At 46.2% G+C, this 20403-nt stretch carries 10 protein-coding genes and 1 tRNA gene; 10 read left to right on the top strand and 1 reads right to left on the bottom strand.

Features of this window, described 5'->3' with window-relative positions; all coding sequences use genetic code 11:
* Positions 1–5: 5 nt before the first annotated feature.
* The 6 genes from ACUZ8J_RS11810 (at position 6) to ACUZ8J_RS11785 (ending at position 11708) form a co-directional block, all read left to right on the top strand.
* The gene (locus ACUZ8J_RS11810) at positions 6–1370 is read left to right on the top strand and encodes a DUF1329 domain-containing protein (protein ID WP_086904712.1); all 1365 of its coding nucleotides are present in this window, start codon (positions 6–8) and stop codon (positions 1368–1370) included.
* Between the two features lie 54 nt (positions 1371–1424).
* Positions 1425–2435: a WD40/YVTN/BNR-like repeat-containing protein gene (locus tag ACUZ8J_RS11805; protein ID WP_446693926.1), complete on the top strand. Its 1011-nt coding sequence runs from the start codon at positions 1425–1427 to the stop codon at positions 2433–2435.
* Positions 2436–2466: 31 nt separating this feature from the next.
* Positions 2467–4782 (top strand): efflux RND transporter permease subunit, encoded by a 2316-nt coding sequence (locus ACUZ8J_RS11800; protein WP_109286158.1) that lies wholly within the window; start codon positions 2467–2469, stop codon positions 4780–4782.
* A gap of 265 nt (positions 4783–5047) precedes the next feature.
* Positions 5048–9892: an NAD-glutamate dehydrogenase gene (locus ACUZ8J_RS11795; protein WP_446693925.1), complete on the top strand. Its 4845-nt coding sequence runs from the start codon at positions 5048–5050 to the stop codon at positions 9890–9892.
* A 62-nt stretch (positions 9893–9954) separates the two neighbouring features.
* Complete coding sequence (gene pyrD / locus ACUZ8J_RS11790) at positions 9955–10974, top strand: quinone-dependent dihydroorotate dehydrogenase (protein WP_011622457.1); 1020 nt, start codon at positions 9955–9957, stop codon at positions 10972–10974.
* Positions 10975–11174: 200 nt separating this feature from the next.
* Positions 11175–11708 carry a cell division protein ZapC gene (locus ACUZ8J_RS11785; RefSeq protein WP_011622458.1) on the top strand — a complete coding sequence of 178 codons (534 nt, stop codon included), beginning with the start codon at positions 11175–11177 and terminating at the stop codon, positions 11706–11708.
* 496 nt (positions 11709–12204) lie between these two features.
* On the opposite strand, the gene adhE is transcribed toward ACUZ8J_RS11785, so the two are convergent.
* Positions 12205–14805 (bottom strand): bifunctional acetaldehyde-CoA/alcohol dehydrogenase, encoded by a 2601-nt coding sequence (gene adhE / locus ACUZ8J_RS11780; protein ID WP_446693924.1) that lies wholly within the window; start codon positions 14803–14805, stop codon positions 12205–12207.
* A gap of 317 nt (positions 14806–15122) precedes the next feature.
* On the opposite strand from adhE, the gene ACUZ8J_RS11775 reads away from it, so the two are divergent.
* The 4 genes from ACUZ8J_RS11775 (at position 15123) to ACUZ8J_RS11760 (ending at position 20329) form a co-directional block, all read left to right on the top strand.
* On the top strand, positions 15123–15755 hold the full coding sequence (locus tag ACUZ8J_RS11775; protein ID WP_011622460.1) for a YchE family NAAT transporter: 633 nt from the start codon (positions 15123–15125) through the stop codon (positions 15753–15755).
* Positions 15756–16008: 253 nt separating this feature from the next.
* Positions 16009–18003, top strand: a complete 1995-nt coding sequence (locus tag ACUZ8J_RS11770) for a methyl-accepting chemotaxis protein (protein WP_446693923.1) — start codon at positions 16009–16011, stop codon at positions 18001–18003.
* A gap of 202 nt (positions 18004–18205) precedes the next feature.
* Positions 18206–18293 (top strand) — tRNA-Ser (locus ACUZ8J_RS11765).
* A gap of 338 nt (positions 18294–18631) precedes the next feature.
* Complete coding sequence (locus ACUZ8J_RS11760; protein ID WP_446693922.1) at positions 18632–20329, top strand: methyltransferase domain-containing protein; 1698 nt, start codon at positions 18632–18634, stop codon at positions 20327–20329.
* The last annotated feature ends 74 nt before the right edge of the window (positions 20330–20403 follow it).

Below are 20403 nucleotides of genomic sequence, written 5' to 3'. Positions count from 1 at the left end.
TAACAATGAAGAAACTGTCGATATTGGCAAGTGCCGTGATGATGGCCCTTGTAGCACCTGTAGCGATGGCAAAGGTATCTGAAGCCGAGGCCGCTAAATTAGGTAACGAATTAACGCCATTAGGCGCAGAAAAAGCCGGCAATGCCGATGGCTCTATTCCCGCTTGGGATGGTGGTATTACTAAGCCAGTTGCTGGATATACCAAGGGAATGCATCACCCCGATCCTTTCCCTGAGGATAAAATTGAATTCACTATTACCAATGCGAATAAAGCCCAATACAAGGATTTTTTGACCCCGGGTCAAATGAAACTGTTTGAGCTTTACCCAGACACTTACAAGATGAATGTGTACAAAACGCGCCGCAGCGCATCAGTGCCACAATTTGTCTATGATGCGACAAAAGCCAACGCCACTCGCGCTGAATTAGTTGCACAGGGTAATGGTATTGCGGGCGCATCGATTGGTATTCCATTCCCAATCCCTGCCAATGGCTTAGAAGCTATTTGGAACCATATCCTGCGCTTTCGGGGTGTGGATGTGGAAACCTCACGTAGCCAAGCGGCACCTACGGCCGATGGCAGCTACACCTTAGTGGAAACCGCTGAGGAAATTCGCTTCGAATATTCTCGCCCTGAAATCACCCTTGATCAGTTAAAGGCCAGCAACACGCTGTTCTACTTTAAACAAGTGGTGACTCAGCCTGCTCGTTTGGCTGGTACTGCGCTGTTAGTGAAAGAAACCATGGACCAAGAGGCGCTGCCACGCCAAGCATGGACCTATAACACAGGTCAGCGCCGCGTACGTAAAGCACCAAACGTTGCCTTTGATACACCGGGTACCGTATCCGATGGTCTGCGCACCACAGACGATTTCGATATGTTTAACGGTTCACCCGTGCGTTATAACTGGGAGCTTGTGGGCAAGAAGGAAATCTATATTCCTTACAACGACTACAAATTGCACTCAGATAAGCTGAAATATGACCAAATTTTAAAACCCGGCCATATCAATCCTGAGTTTGTCCGTTGGGAAAAACACCGCGTATGGGAAGTGAAGGCGACCTTGAAAGACGGTATGCGCCACATCTACAAAACGCGTGTGATGTATCTTGACGAAGACTCATGGCAAGTATCGATTGCCGATCTGTATGACAACCGTGATGAACTCTACCGTGTGGCGGTTGCCCACGGCTTGAACTACTACGAAGTCCCCACACAGTGGGATACCTTAGAAGTGTTCCACGATCTGCAGTCCCGTCGTTATTTGGCCATGGGCTTAGACAACCAGAGTGGAATGTATAACTTCGATGCCAAGTTGAGTGAAGCGAACTTCACCCCAGACGCGCTGCGTCGCGAAGGTATCCGTTAATCAGCCACGGTATAAAGGGGCGCTAAGCGCCCCTCATTAGTTAAGGAAGTTTGTATGTCGTTTCGCATCCTTCAATGCGCCGCTGCAATCAGTATTGGTTGTTTATTTTCTTCCCCTTCATTTTCTGCGGTGTCTGAGACTTTCCCGCAAATTCAGCCCTTAGCGGCATCTTCTTTAGTGTTAGATATTGCCCATGCTGGGCAGCATTTAGTCGCCGTGGGTGAGCGTGGCCATGTGCTCGTGCTGAATGACACCTGGCAACAAGTGCCTACACCAACCTCGGCGCAGCTGACAAAAGTGTTCTTTTTAAATGAAAAACTCGGGTGGGCAGTGGGGCACGATGCCACTATTTTGCACACTCAAGATGGCGGCCAGACATGGTCGTTACAAATGCAGTCGAGCGAAATTGAAAAACCCTTCCTCGATGTGCTGTTTCTCAATGAGCAGGACGGCATGGCCATTGGCGCTTACGGACTGTTTTATCGAACCCATGATGGCGGCAAGACCTGGGCGGAAGAATTTCACGAAGAGTTGCTGGCCGAAGAAGACGTGTCCTATTTGGCTGAGTTAAAGAATAGCGACCAAGCCGCTTATCTGACCGAGCGCGCCTCGTTACTGCCGCATTTCAACCGGATGATCGTGCTCAATGATGGTCGTTTGTTATTAGTCGGAGAGCTTGGGCTTGTCGCGGTGTCGGCCGATAAGGGCCAAACCTTTACCCGTACGGGGTTTGATTACGATGGCTCTATGTTCAATGCCATTCAATTGCAGGATGCGGTCTACGTAATGGGACTTAGGGGGCACGTGTTTAAAGCAGATGTGAGCCTTGGCCAATGGGATGAGATTGAAATGCCCGTGCAGTCATCCATCAATGGCGCCTTGGTGAGCTCAGACACTAGCTTGTACCTTGTGGGGAATGCTGGCGTTGTTATCCAGCTTAATCAGGATGATAGTGCGAGTATTGTCACTCGCCGCCAGGGGGAAAACTTAGTTTCGATTGCCAAAGATAACCAAGGGAATGTGTGGTTATCGGGTAGCCAAGGGCTACTCACACTGAAGCCATAAATTATAAAACAACAATAACAGGGCCGATAAGATGTTAGAAAAACTGGTCAACGGATTTGAGTCATTTTTATTCCGCAACCGTGCTTGGGTGGTGAGCATTTTTATTTTGCTGACGGTTTTTTTGGGATACCAAGCTAGCCAATTAAAAATGGATGCGGCATTCATTAAAAATATTCCGCTTAATCATAGCTATATGCAAACCTACCTCAAACATCAAAAAGATTTTGGTGGCGCGAATAGTATTATGGTGGCGGTGGAAGATACCAGCGGCAATATTTTTAACCCTAACTTTTTCGACACCCTTAAAAACGTTCACGATCAGCTGTTTTTTATTCCCGGTGTTGACCGCTCACAGGTGAAATCCTTATTTTCACCTTCGACCCGTTTTACCGAAGTCGTGGAAGATGGTTTTGCGGGCGGCCCTGTGATCCCCGCCGATTTCACGACCACCGAAGCGGGTTTGAATACGGTTCGCGATAACATTGAAAAAGCAGGCATTGTGGGGCGCTTGATCGCCAACGATTATAGTGCCGCTATGGTATCGGCTCAATTGATGGACTTTGATCCACAAACGGGTAAGCCCTTAGATACCATCGCCTTTGCCGCTCAGCTAGAGAAGGAACTTCGCGGCAAATATGAAACCGATAAGGTGAAAATCCATATTATCGGTTTTGCTAAGATGGCGGGTGATGTGGCCGATGGCGCCAAAGGCGTATTGCTGTTCTTCGTGATTGCCATTTTGATCACGGCCGTGATGGTCTATCTATTTTCCAAGTCACTTATCCTGACCTTATTGCCATTAGTCTGTAGCTTAACGGCGGTGATCTGGCAGCTGGGTTTACTGACGGTCATCGGTTTTGGCTTAGATCCTATGTCAATTCTGGTGCCATTCCTCGTCTTTGCTATCGGGGTGAGTCACGGGGTGCAGATGATCAACGCGGTCAGACGCCGCGTGATGGACGGACAAACCACCAAGGCGGCCTCGGCTTCTGCGTTTCGCAGTTTATTGGTGCCTGGTGGGGTGGCGCTGCTCTCTGATACGGTTGGTTTTATCACATTGTTATCCATTGATATCGGTATCATACGTGAGCTGGCCATTTCGGCATCCCTCGGTGTGGGCGTGATTATTTTCACTAACCTTATCCTTCTGCCTTTAGTGATTTCTTTCACTGAACTTAAGGTCGCACCTCAGGGCGCGCCGACCTCGGATGAAGTGCGAGCCGAGGCGATTTGGCGCTACCTTGCCAAATTTGCCACGCCGAAATACGCGGTGGTAGTAATTGCGGCGACAATTGCCTTGTATTTTGCCGGTCTGCAACAGGCGAATCAGATGAAAATTGGCGATCTGCAGGGCGGCGCGCCAGCTTTACACCAAGATTCACGCTACAACTTGGACACCTTCTTTATTACCGATCACTTTTCTATCACCACCGACGTGATGACTGTAATTGTGGAAGCGAGCCCAGAGGCCTGTACTTACCACGATATGCTGACGCAAATTGATGAGTTTGAATGGTTAGTGCGTAATACCCCGGGTGTTGAATCGACAGTTAGCTTGGCCTCGGTGGCGAAAAAAGTGAATGCGGGCTTTAACGAAGGCAACCCAAGATGGGAAGTACTGCCCCGTACGACCGCCAGTTTAGTACAGGCGATTGGTCAGATCCCAACGACATCGGGCTTGTTAAATGGTGATTGTTCTGTGATGCCTGTGTATCTATTTATGCAGGATCATAAGGCAGAAACTATTGAAACGGTTGTCGCTAAGGTGAAAGCGGTCGCGGCCAAAATGGACAATGACAAGCTGCAATTTAAGCTAGCGTCTGGCCCTGTCGGGGTAATGGCGGCGACCAACGAAGCGGTGGCGGAAGCCCAATTACCTATGATGATTTATGTGTATGGCGCGGTATTTGTGCTTTGTCTTATCAGCTTTAAGTCATTAAAAGCGACAGTCGCGGTGATTATCCCGCTCTATGTGGTCTCGACGCTGGCGCAGGCGCTGATGACTCAACTCAATATTGGCTTAGCAGTCAGTACTTTACCCGTTATCGCCCTTGGTGTGGGTATCGGTGTTGACTACGGTATTTATATCCTGTCGACCATGTCATCTAAGTTGTCGAATGGGATGCCAGTACAACAAGCCTACTATGAAGCGTTAGTCGAGCGGGGCAGTGCGGTGATTTTCACTGGCCTGACGTTGGCGATTGGGGTGAGCACTTGGTTTTTCTCGGCGCTTAAGTTCCAAATGGACATGGGGATCCTGCTCACCTTCATGTTTGTGGTAAATATGTTGGGCGCCATAATTATCCTGCCAGCACTGGCAGCGGTATTCTGGCGGCAGGCTAAGTAGTTACAAACAATGGGGAGTTTTTGACTCCCCATTGTCTTTGAATATAAACGCTGTTTTTTTGATTTTTTGCTCACCTGTTATCACATCTTTACGCTCTGGCTGGATTTACAGAGGATGTACCACTAAAATTTTCCTCGAAATACAGAGGATTTAGTAATAAACTTCGCGCGACGATCTGGATCACACTAATTTTCTGAGATCGTTAAGCCGAAGCATCCAAATAATGAAAAAAAGCGCTGCCATAGACGCTTAAGGAAACAGCAACATGGCCTTGAAAGATGCAATGCCTTCAGTACTACTTGAAAATGTAGTCAGTTTAATTCACGCTAAAGTCCCTAATTCACAAGCCAAGCAAGTTGAACAGTTCGCGACCTGCCTTTATGCCCACATGTCGAAAGACGACCTCAATGCGCGTAACGACAGCGACCTGTATGGTGCGGTTCTCAGTTTATGGAATGCACTAAACAAAACCCCGAAAGGGGAGACTCACCTCAGAGTATTCAATCCAAGTCAGTCAAAACACGGCTGGCAATCAACTCATTCGATCATTGAAGTTATCCAACCTGACATGCCATTCCTGGTAGATTCAGTTGGTATGGCATTGAATCGTATGGGTATTACGGCTCACATGATGTTACACACTCCGCTGGCGATTGAGCGTTCAGCCCAGGATGTAACTAAAGTCACTTACCTGAATCAAAGCCCTGACAGCACTGAACACGTTGCCGTTTTCCTGATTGAAATCGACCGTCAAAGCAGCAGTGTGGATATCAAAGCCCTTGAGCGCGAAATCCAATCTGTGCTGGGTGATGTGGCTGCATCAGTCAACGACTGGAGCGCGATGTCAGCTAAGCTGAGTGAGACCATTAAAGATTTACCTAAGCGTCCATTCCCCGGTGAGAAGCAAGAGTTAGAAGAAGCGATTAACTTCTTAACTTATCTTAATAATCATCACTTTACCTTACTGGGTTACCGTCAATACGATTTAAAACGCGTTGAAGGCGACGTCGAGCTAGTGCCAAATATGGCCTCTAGTTTGGGTTTAATGAATAAGCACCATAAGACTCAGCCAGAGCAAGGTTTGTTATTATCAAGCTTCTCTGACAGTGCCCGTAAAGAAGCCTTAGACGACAGTTTACTGATCCTGACCAAGAGCAGCGCCAAGAGCCGTGTTCACCGTCCTGCCTATGTGGACTATATCGGTATCAAACGCTTCGACAAAAAAGGCAATGTAGTCGGTGAAGATAGATTCATCGGTTTGTACGCCTCAAATGTGTATAACCGCAGCCCACGTGAGATCCCGCTGCTGAACGAAAAAGTCCAGCGCGTATTAGACCGTTCAGGTTTAACGCCACGTTCTCACGACTATAAAGCCCTGCTGAACATTCTCGAGAATCTGCCGCGCGATGAGCTAATCCAAGCCAATGTGGATGATTTAGCACACACGGCGCACGGTGTGCTCGAGATGCAAGACAGAGACAAACTGAAACTCTTTGTTCGCAAAGATGGTTTCGGTCGTTTCTTATCCTGTTTAGTGTACGTTTCAAAAGATCGTTACAACACTAAACTTCGCCAAGATACCCAGCGTATTTTGGCTCAGCATTTCAACAGCAAAGAAGATGTAGAGTTTACGACGTATTTCTCCGAGTCAACCCTGGCCCGTACTCACTACATTGTCAAAGTTGATAACAATAATATGGATGTAGATGTGGCTGCCATTGAAAACAATTTAATTGAAGCGGCACGTTCTTGGGAAGATAAGTTAAATACTGCGCTAAACAACGCCTTAGGTGAAGAAGCCGGTACTCATCTGATGAAGCGTTACGCTAACGCCTTCGAACAAAGCTATAAAGAAGACGTATTACCAAGCTCGGCTGTTGTGGATATGCAACAACTTGAAGCGCTGGATGACGAACACAAGTTAGGCATGTTGTTCTATCAACCGCAGGAAACTGCACTGAACGACAATAAAGTACGTTTAAAACTGTTCCATAAAGATGAACCAATCCATCTTTCTGACGTACTGCCAATGCTCGAAAACTTTGGTCTGCGCGTGATCAACGAGCGCCCTTATGAAGTGACGACCTCAGACGGTTCTACCTTCTGGATCTTAGACTTCTTAATGACAGTTAAAGTCGCCAATACCGACAACATCGCTGACAGCCAAGACAGATTCCAAACTGCACTGTCTCAAGTGTGGCAAAAGAAATTAGAAGATGACGGTTTTAACCGTATCATTCTGGCGTCAGGCTTAACGGGCCGTGAAGTCTCTGTACTGCGCGCTTACGCTAAATATATGCGTCAAATAGATGCGACATTCAGCCAAGCCTACATCGAAGAAACCTTCGGCCGTTATCCACAAATCGCTGATTTGTTGGTAAAAATGTTTATCCGTAAGTTCAATCCTAAACTGAAGACCCGTACATTGGGTAAGTTTATGGAGCAGATCAACCTACGTTTAGACGAAGTATCGAGCTTAGATGATGATCGCATTATCCGTCGTTACCTCGATCTGATTAATGCGACGCTGCGGACAAACTTCTATCAACTAGATGCTAAGGGTGAACCGAAGAGCTATATCTCCTTCAAGTTTATGCCTTCAATGATCCCTGAAATGCCGCGTCCACTGCCGAAATTCGAGATTTTCGTTTATTCGCCACGGGTTGAAGGTGTGCATTTACGCGGCGGTAAAGTGGCTCGTGGTGGTCTGCGCTGGTCTGATCGTCGTGAAGACTTCCGTACTGAAGTGCTTGGCTTAGTAAAAGCACAACAAGTGAAGAACACCGTAATCGTACCTGTGGGTGCGAAAGGTGGTTTCGTTTGTAAACAACTGCCTACTGAAGGTGGCCGCGAAGCCTTCTTCACCGAAGGTCAAGAATGTTACCGCATCTTTATCCGTGCGCTGCTCGATATCACAGATAACATCGTTAACGGCGAAATCGTTCACCCAGTGGATGTAGTCCGTCACGATGAAGACGATCCGTATTTAGTGGTCGCGGCTGACAAAGGCACCGCAACCTTCTCGGATATCGCGAACGCGATTTCACTCGAATATGGCTTCTGGTTAGGTGATGCCTTCGCCTCAGGCGGTAGTAACGGTTATGACCATAAGAAAATGGGTATCACGGCCAGAGGTGGTTGGGAATCGGTTAAGCGTCACTTCCGCGAAGTGGGTATCGATTGTCAAACTACCGACTTTACCTGTTTAGGTATTGGTGACATGGCGGGTGACGTATTCGGTAACGGTATGTTGTTGTCTAAGCACACAAAACTTGTTGCTGCATTCAACCATATGCATATCTTTATCGATCCCAATCCAGATGCTGCGGCCAGTTATGAAGAGCGTGCCCGTTTGTTCGCGCTGCCACGTTCAAGCTGGGAAGACTACAATAGCAAGCTGATCTCTAAAGGTGGCGGTATCTTCCTACGTTCATCTAAGTCAATTCCATTGTCTGCTGAAATGAAGCAAATGCTGGAAACGGAAAAGACCTCGATGACACCAACTGAACTGATGAAAGAGCTGCTGAAAATGCCAGTGGATCTGATTTGGAACGGTGGTATCGGTACTTATGTTAAGTCATCACGCGAAACGAATGCTGAAGTGGGCGACCGCGCGAACGATGCTCTGCGCGTTAATGGTCGTGAACTACGCGCCAAAATCGTGGGTGAGGGTGGTAACTTAGGTTGTACCCAATTAGGTCGTATCGAGTATGCTGCGAACGGCGGCCGTATCAACACTGACTTCGTGGATAACGTGGGTGGTGTGGACTGTTCTGACAACGAAGTTAACATCAAGATCCTATTAAACGCGTTAGTCGCTGAGGGTGAACTGACACTCAAGCAACGTAACCGTTTACTGGAAGAGATGACCGAAGAAGTTGGACAAATCGTACTGCAGGATTGTAAAGATCAAACACGTACTATTTCGGTAACTCAAGTTCGTGGTGCTGAGCAGTTAAAAGAACAAATTCGCTTTATCCAATATCTGGAAAAAGAAGGCAAGCTAGACCGCGCCTTGGAATTCTTACCATCGGAAGAAGAGCTGGCCGAACGTCTAGCCAATGGTCGTGCATTAACGCGTCCTGAGCTATCAGTGCTAGTGGCTTACGCTAAGATGGTACTGAAAGAACAATTGTTAACACCTGAAATTACCGAAGACACGCTATTGAGTCAGTTGCTCATTGCCTACTTCCCGAAAAAACTTCAGGAACTGTACAGCCACAGAATGGTAACGCATCCACTACGTGGTGAAATTATTGCGACGTCATTGGCCAACGAATTGGTTAATGATATGGGGCTGAACTTCGTTCAACGTATGCAAGATGAGACTGGAGCCTCAGTTGCCGATGCCGCGATTTGCTACACTATGGCTCGCGAAGTATTTGGTTTAGCTGAACTAACTAAATCGATCACTGACTTAAACGGTATTGTACCTGCTGTGGTCCAGGGCGAAATGTTGCACCAGTTACGCCGCAATATGCGTCGTGCATGCCGCTGGTTCCTACGTCATCGCAATCGTAGCTGGAGCATTGAGCAAACTGTTGCCTTCTTCAAACCTGTGTTTGAACAACTGAAAGCCAATGTTCATGCCTACTTAGCAGAAGATGAAGCCGCAGGTATTCAAGCTGAGATCAACGCTCTTGTGAAAGAGAATGTTCCTCAGGATGTTGCGACTACCGTTGCAAATATGAGCACTCTTTTCTCTACTCTCGATATCGCGCAAATTGCGCAGGCAGAAGAGAAGACTGTGGCACTTGTTGCTGAGACTTATTTCAAACTCGGTGCTCGTGTTGAGCTACACTGGTTCCTTGAACAGATCAGTGCACAGCCAGTGGCCAACCATTGGCAAGCGCTTGCTCGTGCAGCCTTTAGGGAAGAGTTAGATTGGCAACAACGTGCGTTGACGTCAGTGGTCTTAAGAACGTGCACTGCAACCTGTGACGCTCAGAGCGTTATTTCCCAGTGGATTGATACTAATCAAGCCCTGCTGGAAAGATGGTTCCATATGCTAGCTGACTTCAAAACATCGCAAAGTCATGAGTTTGCTAAGTTCTCTGTCGCCCTTCGTGAACTGAACCTTCTGATCCTTCATTGTGAAGGCCAAAAGTAAACTTTTATAACAATCAGAAGCCCTGGCGATCGCCGGGGCTTTTTTTAGGTCGAGGAAAGTACATGTTTTATAAAATCGCACAGAAAGTCATGTTTCAGATGGATCCTGAGCGAGCGCATAATTTAGCCATTGGCAGCCTGAAAATGACAGGTAATAGTCCATTGAATGCGTTTTATGCCCAGAATATTGCGCCAGCGCCCGTCAGCTTTATGGGACTGACTTTTCCAAACCCTGTCGGTCTTGCCGCAGGTATGGATAAAGATGGCGAATCGATAGATGCCTTTCATGCGATGGGATTTGGTCATGTGGAAGTGGGTACAGTGACCCCAAGACCACAACCCGGTAATGATTTACCCCGTTTATTTAGATTAAAACCCGCAAAGGCGATCATCAATCGGATGGGCTTTAATAACAAAGGTGTCGATAATCTGGTCAAAAATTTGATCGCAAAGAAAACCGATATCATGGTTGGGGTCAATATTGGTAAAAATAAAGACACCCCAGTAGAGCAGGGTAAAGACGATTATTTGATCTGCATGGACAAAGTCTATCCCTATGCAGCCTATATTGCGGTGAATATTTCATCACCGAATACACCCGGATTACGATCGCTGCAATATGGCGATCTATTAGACGAATTATTAAGCGCATTAAAAACTAAGCAACTTGAGTTGGCCGAGAAACATAAAAAATATGTGCCAATAGCCCTTAAAATTGCGCCTGATTTAACCACGGAAGAAATCGAAAATATTGCTCAATCCTTGATTAAAAACAAGTTTGATGGCGCGATTGCGACTAACACAACGTTAACCCGTGACGGTGTTAGCGGCCTTGCGAATGCCAATGAAAGTGGTGGATTAAGTGGTAAACCATTGACTGAGCTTTCAACTAAAGTGATCAAACAATTAGCCACCTGTTTAAATGGTCAGATCCCGATCATTGGTGTGGGTGGAATTAACAGTGCTGAAGATGCGTTAGCTAAATTTGATGCGGGCGCGACTATGGTACAGATTTACTCAGGTTTTATTTACCAAGGTCCAAAGTTAATTAAAGAAATTGTTGAAGCTTACCGCTTAAAATAATGATCTTTAGATCTCAATAGGGATCTAAATTACGATCATTTATCTTAACTGCGATCTAAAACGATCAATAGATCGCAGTTAAGATCCTTAAATAGATCTACTAAGTAATTGTTAACTAATCTGTATTTTTATATTTTTATTTTGATATTGAATAAAATATCTACTATGATGTGCCAGTGTTCAAATAGTAGGTAAACGTTATGTTATTATTGCCACAAAAGGATTGGCACTGGAAATATAACGATTCGTACGGTGTATTAGGCGTTTCGTTAGGTTCCGAGATAGAATTTCTGACGGCTTATAAAGCAAAATCATTAATTCCTGATGCCTTATCAAGCATGGAATTTAATATTGCGCACGCCAAATTCTATATGAGCTTGCTCGACAAGTTGCCGAAAACCTTATCCCTTACCGATGCTGCCATAGTGCAAATCGCCCTAAATGCGACAGCCGCGCATTTTATGCTGACACCGCAAATGCCAAAATCATGGTTTTTTGATTGCAGCGATGTGTGCGTATTTAGCGATGTAGGCAAAGTCTTTGAGCTTAAATGCCAAAAACAACGTGCATTAGTCTTAGTCATCGAAAACACCCTACAATCCGCGTTGGTGATGTTATTATCGCCAGAATGTGTGTTATCAGGCGCTAAAACCATGACGCAATTTGAAACCATTAAGGTGATGCACAATCGCTTGCACCCATTAAGGGTACAGCGCCATGTTGTCGCAGCCTAAATGACGGTCTAGCCAAGTCTTGGCCGTCATTATTTATTTCGAGCTATTGGCAACATAGCTTGGTCTTTTTCATTATTTCCGCACGGTTTTCCGCTTATCTGACACTATTCATTTACCCTATAAATCGACATGATTTACTGAAAGGTCAATTTAGAATATCAACAGCGTTATACTTCCTCGTTAATCCAAATCGTAGGCTTTAGTAATACTTGTCGTCCCGACGTTTTGAACGCAAGAGATAGGGGTAAATATAGCCATAAGCGCTCTAGGTTCACTCTCTATTTATCTTAGAAATGCTGTTAATAAACTATTGGGCTTAAGGATAGGCAATTAGCTTGGGGGCAGGTGATTCATTCGATTGGTAAAACTTAAGATAAGTCGACCAGTTGAATATATCTTCAAATTTCTTTGTCGATACTTTAGTGAATAATGGGCTTTGTTTACCTATATCGCTAAGGAAACAAAGCCCAGTCAATTTCAGTGGCTATTTAATGCGCTATTGCTCGGTGAAGGGGCGGCCATAGTAGCTGTCGAGCAGTAGTTGTTTTAACTCACTGATCAAAGGATAGCGAGGGTTGGCGCCAGTACATTGGTCATCGAAGGCATCCTCGGCGAGCTCGTCTAGTTTGGCGAGGAAGTCGGCTTCGTTAACTCCCGCTTCTTGGATAGATGCTGGAATGCCCAGCGTCTTCTTGAGTTGCTCGATTTTTTCCAGCAATTTCTCGACTTTTTCCGCATCTGAACTTCCACCTAAGGCTAAATGATCGGCAATCGCCGCGTAACGACACAGGGCTTTTGGTCTGTCGTATTGGCTGAATGCGGCTTGCTTAGTGGGTAAGTCGGTCGCATTAAAGCGGATCACGTTACTGATGAGTAGCGCATTGGCGAGTCCATGGGCTAAGTGAAACTCGGCGCCCAATTTATGGGCCATGGAGTGACAGATCCCAAGGAAGGCGTTGGCAAAGGCGATACCGGCTATGGTCGCACCATTGTGCACTTTTTCACGGGCGATGGGGGATGCGGCGCCAAGCTGATAAGCATCGGGTAAATATTTGCACAGTAGATCGAGTGCTTGCAGGGCTTGACCATCGCTGTACTCATTGGCCATCACGCTGACATAGGCTTCGAGCGCGTGGGTGATCGCATCGATTCCACCGAAAGCGGTTAAGGATTTCGGCATATCCATCACCAGATTCGGGTCAACAATCGCCATGTTTGGGGTGAGTTGATAGTCGGCGATGGGGTATTTTTTACCGGTTTGTTCATCGGTTACTACGGCAAAAGGTGTGACCTCAGAGCCTGTGCCTGATGTGGTGGGGATTGCCACCATAGTGGCTTTGACGCCCATTTTAGGGAATTTATAGATACGTTTACGGATATCCATAAAACGCAGCGCTAAATCGGCAAAGTCGACATCGGGATGCTCGTACATCACCCAAATAATCTTGGCCGCATCCATGGGCGAGCCACCGCCTAAGGCAATAATCACATCGGGCTTAAAGCTATTGGCGACTTTGGCACCTTGGCGTACTGTGGCCAGTGTGGGATCGGCTTCCACCTCGTAAAAGACTTCGGTTTCAAGGCCCTGTGCTTTTAAAATCTTTAAGGTTTCGTCGCAATAACCTTGGTTAAACAGGAATCTGTCTGTCACTACGAGGGCGCGTTTTTTTTCGCTCAATTCTTCAAGCGCAATAGGTAAACTGCCGCGGCGAAAGTAGATAGACGAAGGAAGCTTGTGCCACAGCATGTTTTCAGCCCTCTTAGCGACGGTTTTTTTATTGATTAAATGACTTGGGCCGACGTTTTCCGAAATCGAGTTTCCGCCCCAAGAGCCGCAGCCTAAGGTGAGCGAGGGAGCGAGTTTAAAGTTATACAGATCGCCAATGCCGCCTTGTGATGCTGGAGTGTTGATTAGAATTCGTGCGGTTTTCATTCGAAAACCAAAGGTTTTCACCCGCTCGGTTTGAGTGTCTTGGTCGGTATATAAGCCTGATGTATGGCCAATACCGCCTAAGGCAACTAAGGCTTCTGCTTTATCGACGGCGTCATTGAAATCGGCGGCGCGGTACATGCCAAGTAATGGGGAGAGTTTTTCGTGGGCAAAGGCTTCGGCCTCTGTGATATCGGTGACTTCTCCAATTAATACCTTAGTAGTATGGGGGACATCAATGCCCGCCATTTGCGCTATGGTTGCGGCGCTTTGGCCGACGATATCGGCATTTAAGCCGCCATTTTTAAGGATGACTTGTTGCATTGCTGCGGTTTGCGCGGCATTTAAGAGGTAACCGCCATGGGTCGCGAAGCGCTCTTTGACTTGTTCGTAGATGCTATCGACCACGATCACCGCTTGCTCTGAGGCACAGACAACGCCGTTATCGAAGGTTTTAGACATCAGAATCGAACTGACCGCACGTTTTATGTCGGCGGTTTCATCAATAACAATCGGTGTGTTACCGGCGCCCACACCAATCGCGGGTTTGCCGGAGGAGTACGCGGCTTTCACCATGCCAGGGCCACCTGTGGCGAGGATAAGGTTCACTTTAGCATGGGTCATCAATTGATTGGAAAGTGCCACACTGGGCTCATCAATCCAACCGATAATGTCCTTGGGCGCACCGGCGGCAATAGCAGCATCTAGCACCAATTTCGCCGCTGTGGTGGTCGAGACTTTCGCCCTTGGGTGAGGGGAGAAAATAATCGCATTGCGGGTTTTAAGACTGATTAATGCTTTGAAGATGGCGGTAGAGGTGGGATTGGTGGTGGGGACAATCCCACAGATAATGCCCACGGGCTCGGCGATAGTAATAGTACCGAAGGTGGGGTCCTCGGATAAAATTCCGCAGGTCTTTTCATCTTTGTACTTGTTGTAAATGTACTCGGAGGCAAAGTGGTTTTTAATCACTTTGTCTTCTATCACTCCCATTCGGGTTTCGGCGGCGGCCATTTTCGCAAGCGATATGCGCGCATCGGCGGCGGCCAGTGCGGCGGCGCGGAAAATCGCATCGACTTGTGCTTGGCTAAAACTGGCATATTCGCCTTGTGCTTTGGCGACGCGCTCGACCATGAGATCCAGTTCTTGAGCATTAGTTACTGTCATGATTAAGACTCCTAAAAAGATTTAGGGAATACGCGATTCGCTAAATCTTCTTTATGGTAAAAAATTACACCTAAAGCCGCAGTGAAAGTGTGATCGTCCAATCAGTTTGGCGCTTTTATGTAATAAAAATACAGTAACTATGATCTGTTTTACCCTCTTTGGCTTAAAATCCGCCGAGGATTGCCAGCAGTTATTACTCAAACTTGTGATTTAACCTCAAAAATCTCATTTTTCAGTCATCTGCGGTTAAGCTACTATACTTGCCCTTACGGTTAGTTTGATGAAATTGGCGTGACACGCTCAATAAGGATAGCAACTTGGAGTTAACACTTTACGTTAAATTTTTTCTTGGCCTCGTTGCCATTATCAACCCCATTGGTTTGTTGCCAGTGTTTGTGAGCTTAACCAGTCATCAAACCGAAGCCGAGCGTAACCATACGGGTAAAGTGGCTAACTTTGCGGTGGTGGTGATCCTGCTAGTGACCATAGTGGCGGGACAACATATTTTGAATATGTTCAGCATTTCACTCTCGGCCTTTAGGATTGCAGGCGGCACCTTGATCGCGATTATTGCGATGTCGATGCTGCAGGGTAAATTGGGTGAAGTAAAACGCAACCAAGAGGAAGACCGCGAATCTTCGGCGATGGAGTCCGTGGCGGTGGTGCCGTTAGCCTTGCCGTTAATGGCAGGCCCCGGTGCGATTAGCTCGGTCATCGTGTTTGCCGCAGAGCATAATTCCTTCTCCAATTTTGTGGCGATGTTTATCACAGTGATCATTTTTGGCTTGGTGAGTTTTGCCCTGTTCAGAATGGCGTCAATCATTTACAAAATTCTTGGTAAAACAGGCATTAACGTTATTACCCGTTTGATGGGGCTATTAATGCTGTCGATCGGGATTGAGGTGATTGCCGCAGGTATTAAAGGGCTGTTCCCACAACTCTTTAGCTAATTGACCTTATCGGGGGAGGAGTATGCCCTCCCTTGTTTTGGTGGCGCATTTTTAGCTGCGACTTTTTAATCTCAATTTTTTGCGTAGTGTGTTAACCGTAGAAAATGTTATCGCCGGAAAAAGCTTATGCAAGCATCTGTTTTTTAGGTGTTTAGTAATAGCTAAATTAGGTAAAAATGGTCGTTCTCGCGTAAATCCTATGCTATACCTATTTTGTCTTATCTCTTAACCTCGCTTTAATAAGGAAATCACTATGAAATGGCAATGGATTGGCAACCTCAGCTTGAAACAAAAATTACTCATGGTTGTATTGCCGCCCTTATTTGCATGTTTTTTATATGGTGCTTTGTTTCTCATTGAAAAATATGAGTATCGCCAAGAGCTTAAGCTTATCGTCCAATTGAGTGAATTGGCGGTCACCAACAGTAATCTGGTGCATGAGCTACAAAAAGAGCGTGGCATGAGCGCAGGCTTTATTGGCTCAGCGGGTAAAGCCTTTGCAGGCAAAATCCCAAGTCAAAGACAACTGACGGATAGCCAGTTAAAACAATTCCAAGATTTCATTTCAAACAATGCGTTACCCGAAGTGTTTGCGCCTAAACTACGGGAGATCAACACGCAGCTTGGTCGCCTTTCTGGGATCCGTTCGCAAATCGACAGCTTATCCATCAGTGTGGCCGATGAAGTGGCCTATTACACCGATCTCAATAAACAGTTATTGGCCATCGTCGATGAAACGGCAAAGGCGGGCGCCAACCAAGAAATTGCAATTAAGGCCGCGGCATTCAGTGCCTATCTACAAATGAAGGAACGGGCGGGGATTGAGCGTGCGGTCTTAAGTTCAACCTTCGGTCAAACAGGCTTCAAACCTAAGGTGTATGCCAAGTTTATTACCTTAGTCTCAGAGCAAAATACTTATCTGGAGCGTTTCTTGGCGCTTGCCACGCCCAATCTAGTCGAGGGTATTCGTCAGCTGCAAAATGGTAACGAAGTTAAAGAAGTTGAGGCGCTGAGACAAATAGCAATCGACCAAGATAATCAAAAAATTCAGCAACAAAACCCAGAGGATTGGTTTGCGAAATCCACGGCGCGTATCGACCGTTTACGGGATTTTGAACAAGAGGTTTCTACCGATCTGGTTAAGACCACCACAGACCGACTCTATACAGCCAACGAGCATATGTTCTTCGTGCTCGTGACATTAACCGTGGTGTTAGTGTTAGTGCTGCTGCTGAGTCTGTCGGTTATCCGTTATCTACACGACAGTGTGCACCATGTGTATTCGACGGTGACAAAGGCTCGAAAACATTATGATCTCAGCGTGCGTTTAACCCAAAACAGCTCGGATGAATTTGGGGAATTAGCCATTGCATTCAACGACATGATGAATGATTTCGAGAGTGTGATCCTGCAAGTCCGAGCCAGTGCCAGTAAGTTACAGCAAGCGGTAGAGCAAATGGATGTGTGCACCCACGCAATGGAGCAAGATGTGATGGCAGGGCACAGTGAAGCCGAACAAGTGGCCTCGGCAATGACAGAGATGAGTGCGACAGTGGCAGAAATCGCCAGTAACGCCGTTAATGTATCGGAAGCCTCCACCGCGGCGAACCATGAGGCGAAAGCGGGTAATATCGAAGTGGGTCGTACCAGCGCCGCGATTAAGGCACTAGCCGATGATATTGATGGCGCCTCTAAAGCCATTAATGAACTCGACCGTGAAATCCACGGTATTGTGGTGGTACTCGATGTGATAAGCGGCATTGCAGAACAAACGAATCTACTCGCACTTAATGCGGCGATTGAAGCCGCAAGGGCTGGCGAGATGGGACGGGGCTTTGCCGTCGTGGCCGATGAAGTGAGAAGTCTCGCCCAGCGCTCACAAACCTCGACCTCGGATATTAAGAACATGACGGATAGACTGAAATCGGGCGCCAGCATTGCCGTTAAAGCCATGGAACGCGGACTCGCACAGGCCAATAACAGCGTGCACGAAGCCGAGCAGGCGGGGATTGAGCTTAAACGCATCGTCGAGCAAGTGGATATTATCGACCGCATGAATGAGCAAATTGCCACGGCAACCCATGAGCAGTCTGCCGTGTCTGAGGATGTGAATCGCAATGCATTGAAGATCAGTGAAATTTATCTCAATACCCAGAGGATTTCGGATGAATTACGGGAATTGACCAAGGCACTGACCTACGATGCGGCGTTAATGTCCAAGGAAGTGAATAAGTTCAACGTCAATTAACGGCGAAAGTCGGACATAAATCTCAATTTATCAGGTGGTTTGTTTAGCAATTGCGCAACCGCCTGAAATCAACTCTTTTTTACTTGACCACCCACAGGCTTTTGCGTACAGTACCGCTCCGTTAACGACGAAAGCTTACGAGTAAAGCTTATAACGTTGTGCGGCGTGGCTGATTAACACGTAAAACGAATCACAACAATCTGGTGAGATGTCCGAGTGGCCGAAGGAGCACGCCTGGAAAGTGTGTATACGGAAACGTATCGAGGGTTCGACTCCCTCTCTCACCGCCACATTTAAGCAAAGGGAATCAGTATCTTACTGGTTCCCTTTGTTGTTTCTGGGCAAAATCTGCGTTTCCCTGTCCGTTTATGCCCGCATTAAACCCATCATTTCAGGTATGCGACTTGCTATGCGTTGCGAGTCTTTCGGTATCCACTTGCCATAGTGCTTCTTGAGCATCGTGATGTTTCACACTCAAGTTGGCATGCTAGCCATTCATGTGGTTCGTTTTAACAAAACAGCCAACAGTGTGACGCTGAACGAATTCAAGAATATTGTTAACTAATTGATTCATTGATTTAAATTGAGTTAGCATAGGGTGTATTCGCTCAGTGGATTTTCAAATGCTGTGAACAATAAGACAATAGAGTTTTACTCAAAAAGTGCTGAACAGTTTGCATCTCAATACGACAGCTTGTCTTTCGAAGCTGTTCATAAGGAATGGCTTGGATATCTTCCTAAAGAGGGAATGATACTCGATGTTGGAGCTGGTTCTGGACGTGATGCTCGTTATCTCGCGCAACGTGGTTACAGTGTTGTAGCCGTTGAACCTGCCAAAGCACTATTAGAAATAGCAAAACAGCGCTCTATGGATTTAGACGTTTTTTGGCTCAATGACTCTTTGCCTGAGCTTTCCTCTGTCTTTGCATTACACACCAAATTCGATCTTATTTTATTAAGTGCGGTTTGGATGCATATCCCGCCATCTCACCGCCAACGTGCTTTTCGTAAATTGAGTTCATTGCTCAAACCTAATGGGAAGATGGTGATCTCGTTACGACATGGAGTTAGTCCTGATGACAGGCTGATGTTTGATGTGAGTTCGTCAGAAGTGGCTGAATTAGCAAGCCAATTCGGCTTACAATTTGAGATAGGTAGAGCATCTCAAGCTGATCAGCTTGGAAGATCCGAAGTTGTTTGGGAAACAGTTATATGTACCTTACCTGATGACGGCACTGGCGCATTTCCACTGATCAGAAATATCGTGGTAAATGATAGTAAGTCATCCACCTATAAGTTGGCTTTACTGAGGGCATTATTACGAATTGCTGAAGGGCATGCTGGAGCTGTCATCGAACAACATGAAGACTCTGTTTTACTACCATTAGGACTCGTGGCGTTATACTGGCTCAAGTTATATAAACCGCTAGTGGATGGCCCTAAACCGATGCAGCAAAGCAGCAATGTCAATAAAGGGCTTGGATTTATAAAACCGAATGGCTGGGGGAGTTTGGCTAGCTTTGCTAACAACGATTTTTATTTAGGTGCTGCGTTTGTCGAGACTTCATTAATAGATGCGGTGCATCACACACTAAAAGATATTAGCTCCACTATCAAAAATATGCCGGCAAAATATATTACCTTGCCAGGTACTGATAAGGCTGTATTTGAAGTTGAAATACTGCCGAATAGATCCCCGAAAAGCTATCTATCAATAGATTTTAATTATCTGAAGTCATTTGGTATTTTTAAAGTACCCAAACGAATTTGGGATTCGTTAACCCAGTACAGTATTTGGATTGAACCAGCACTGATCAACGAGTGGTGTTCAGTTATGGCTGGGTATGAACTTAATAAACAGCATGCTTATAGTCAGGTCGATTTTTATGCTGCGCTGAAGTGGGAAGATGCTCAGCGTAATACGCAGCAGATCAGAGACAGAGTACAAGAACTGCAACAAGTTGCGGATCTGAACTGTTGTTGGAGTGGTGATCTGTTGGATCATAGTGAATTTGCGATTGACCATGCGTTTCCATTTGCGCGATGGCCTAATAACGATCTTTGGAATCTACTTCCGACTAAGCACTCCATTAATGCTAATAAAAGTGATCGTCTTCCGACAAAATTGAGAATGCAGCAATCTAAGGATAGGATTCTTGATTGGTGGGAGATTGCTTGGAGCGAAAACAAAAATGTATTTTTTACGCAGGCAAGTTTTGCGCTGCCAGGCTTAGGTGTTAATACAGATCAATTCGGTGATGTATTTGAAGCGATGCTTTTTCAGCGAGATCGAATAAAGTCACTTCAACAATTAAAAGAATGGTGATTCGGCCTAATAGTATTTTCAGGTTTAATAACACACCAAACTTTGACATTCTCGAAACTTAACTTTATGTAAAT

The organism is Shewanella sp. Koi 1 (assembly GCF_052907445.1).
The sequence above is the reverse complement of the archived record's forward strand: the minus strand, read 5'-3'. Positions and strand labels throughout refer to the sequence as shown.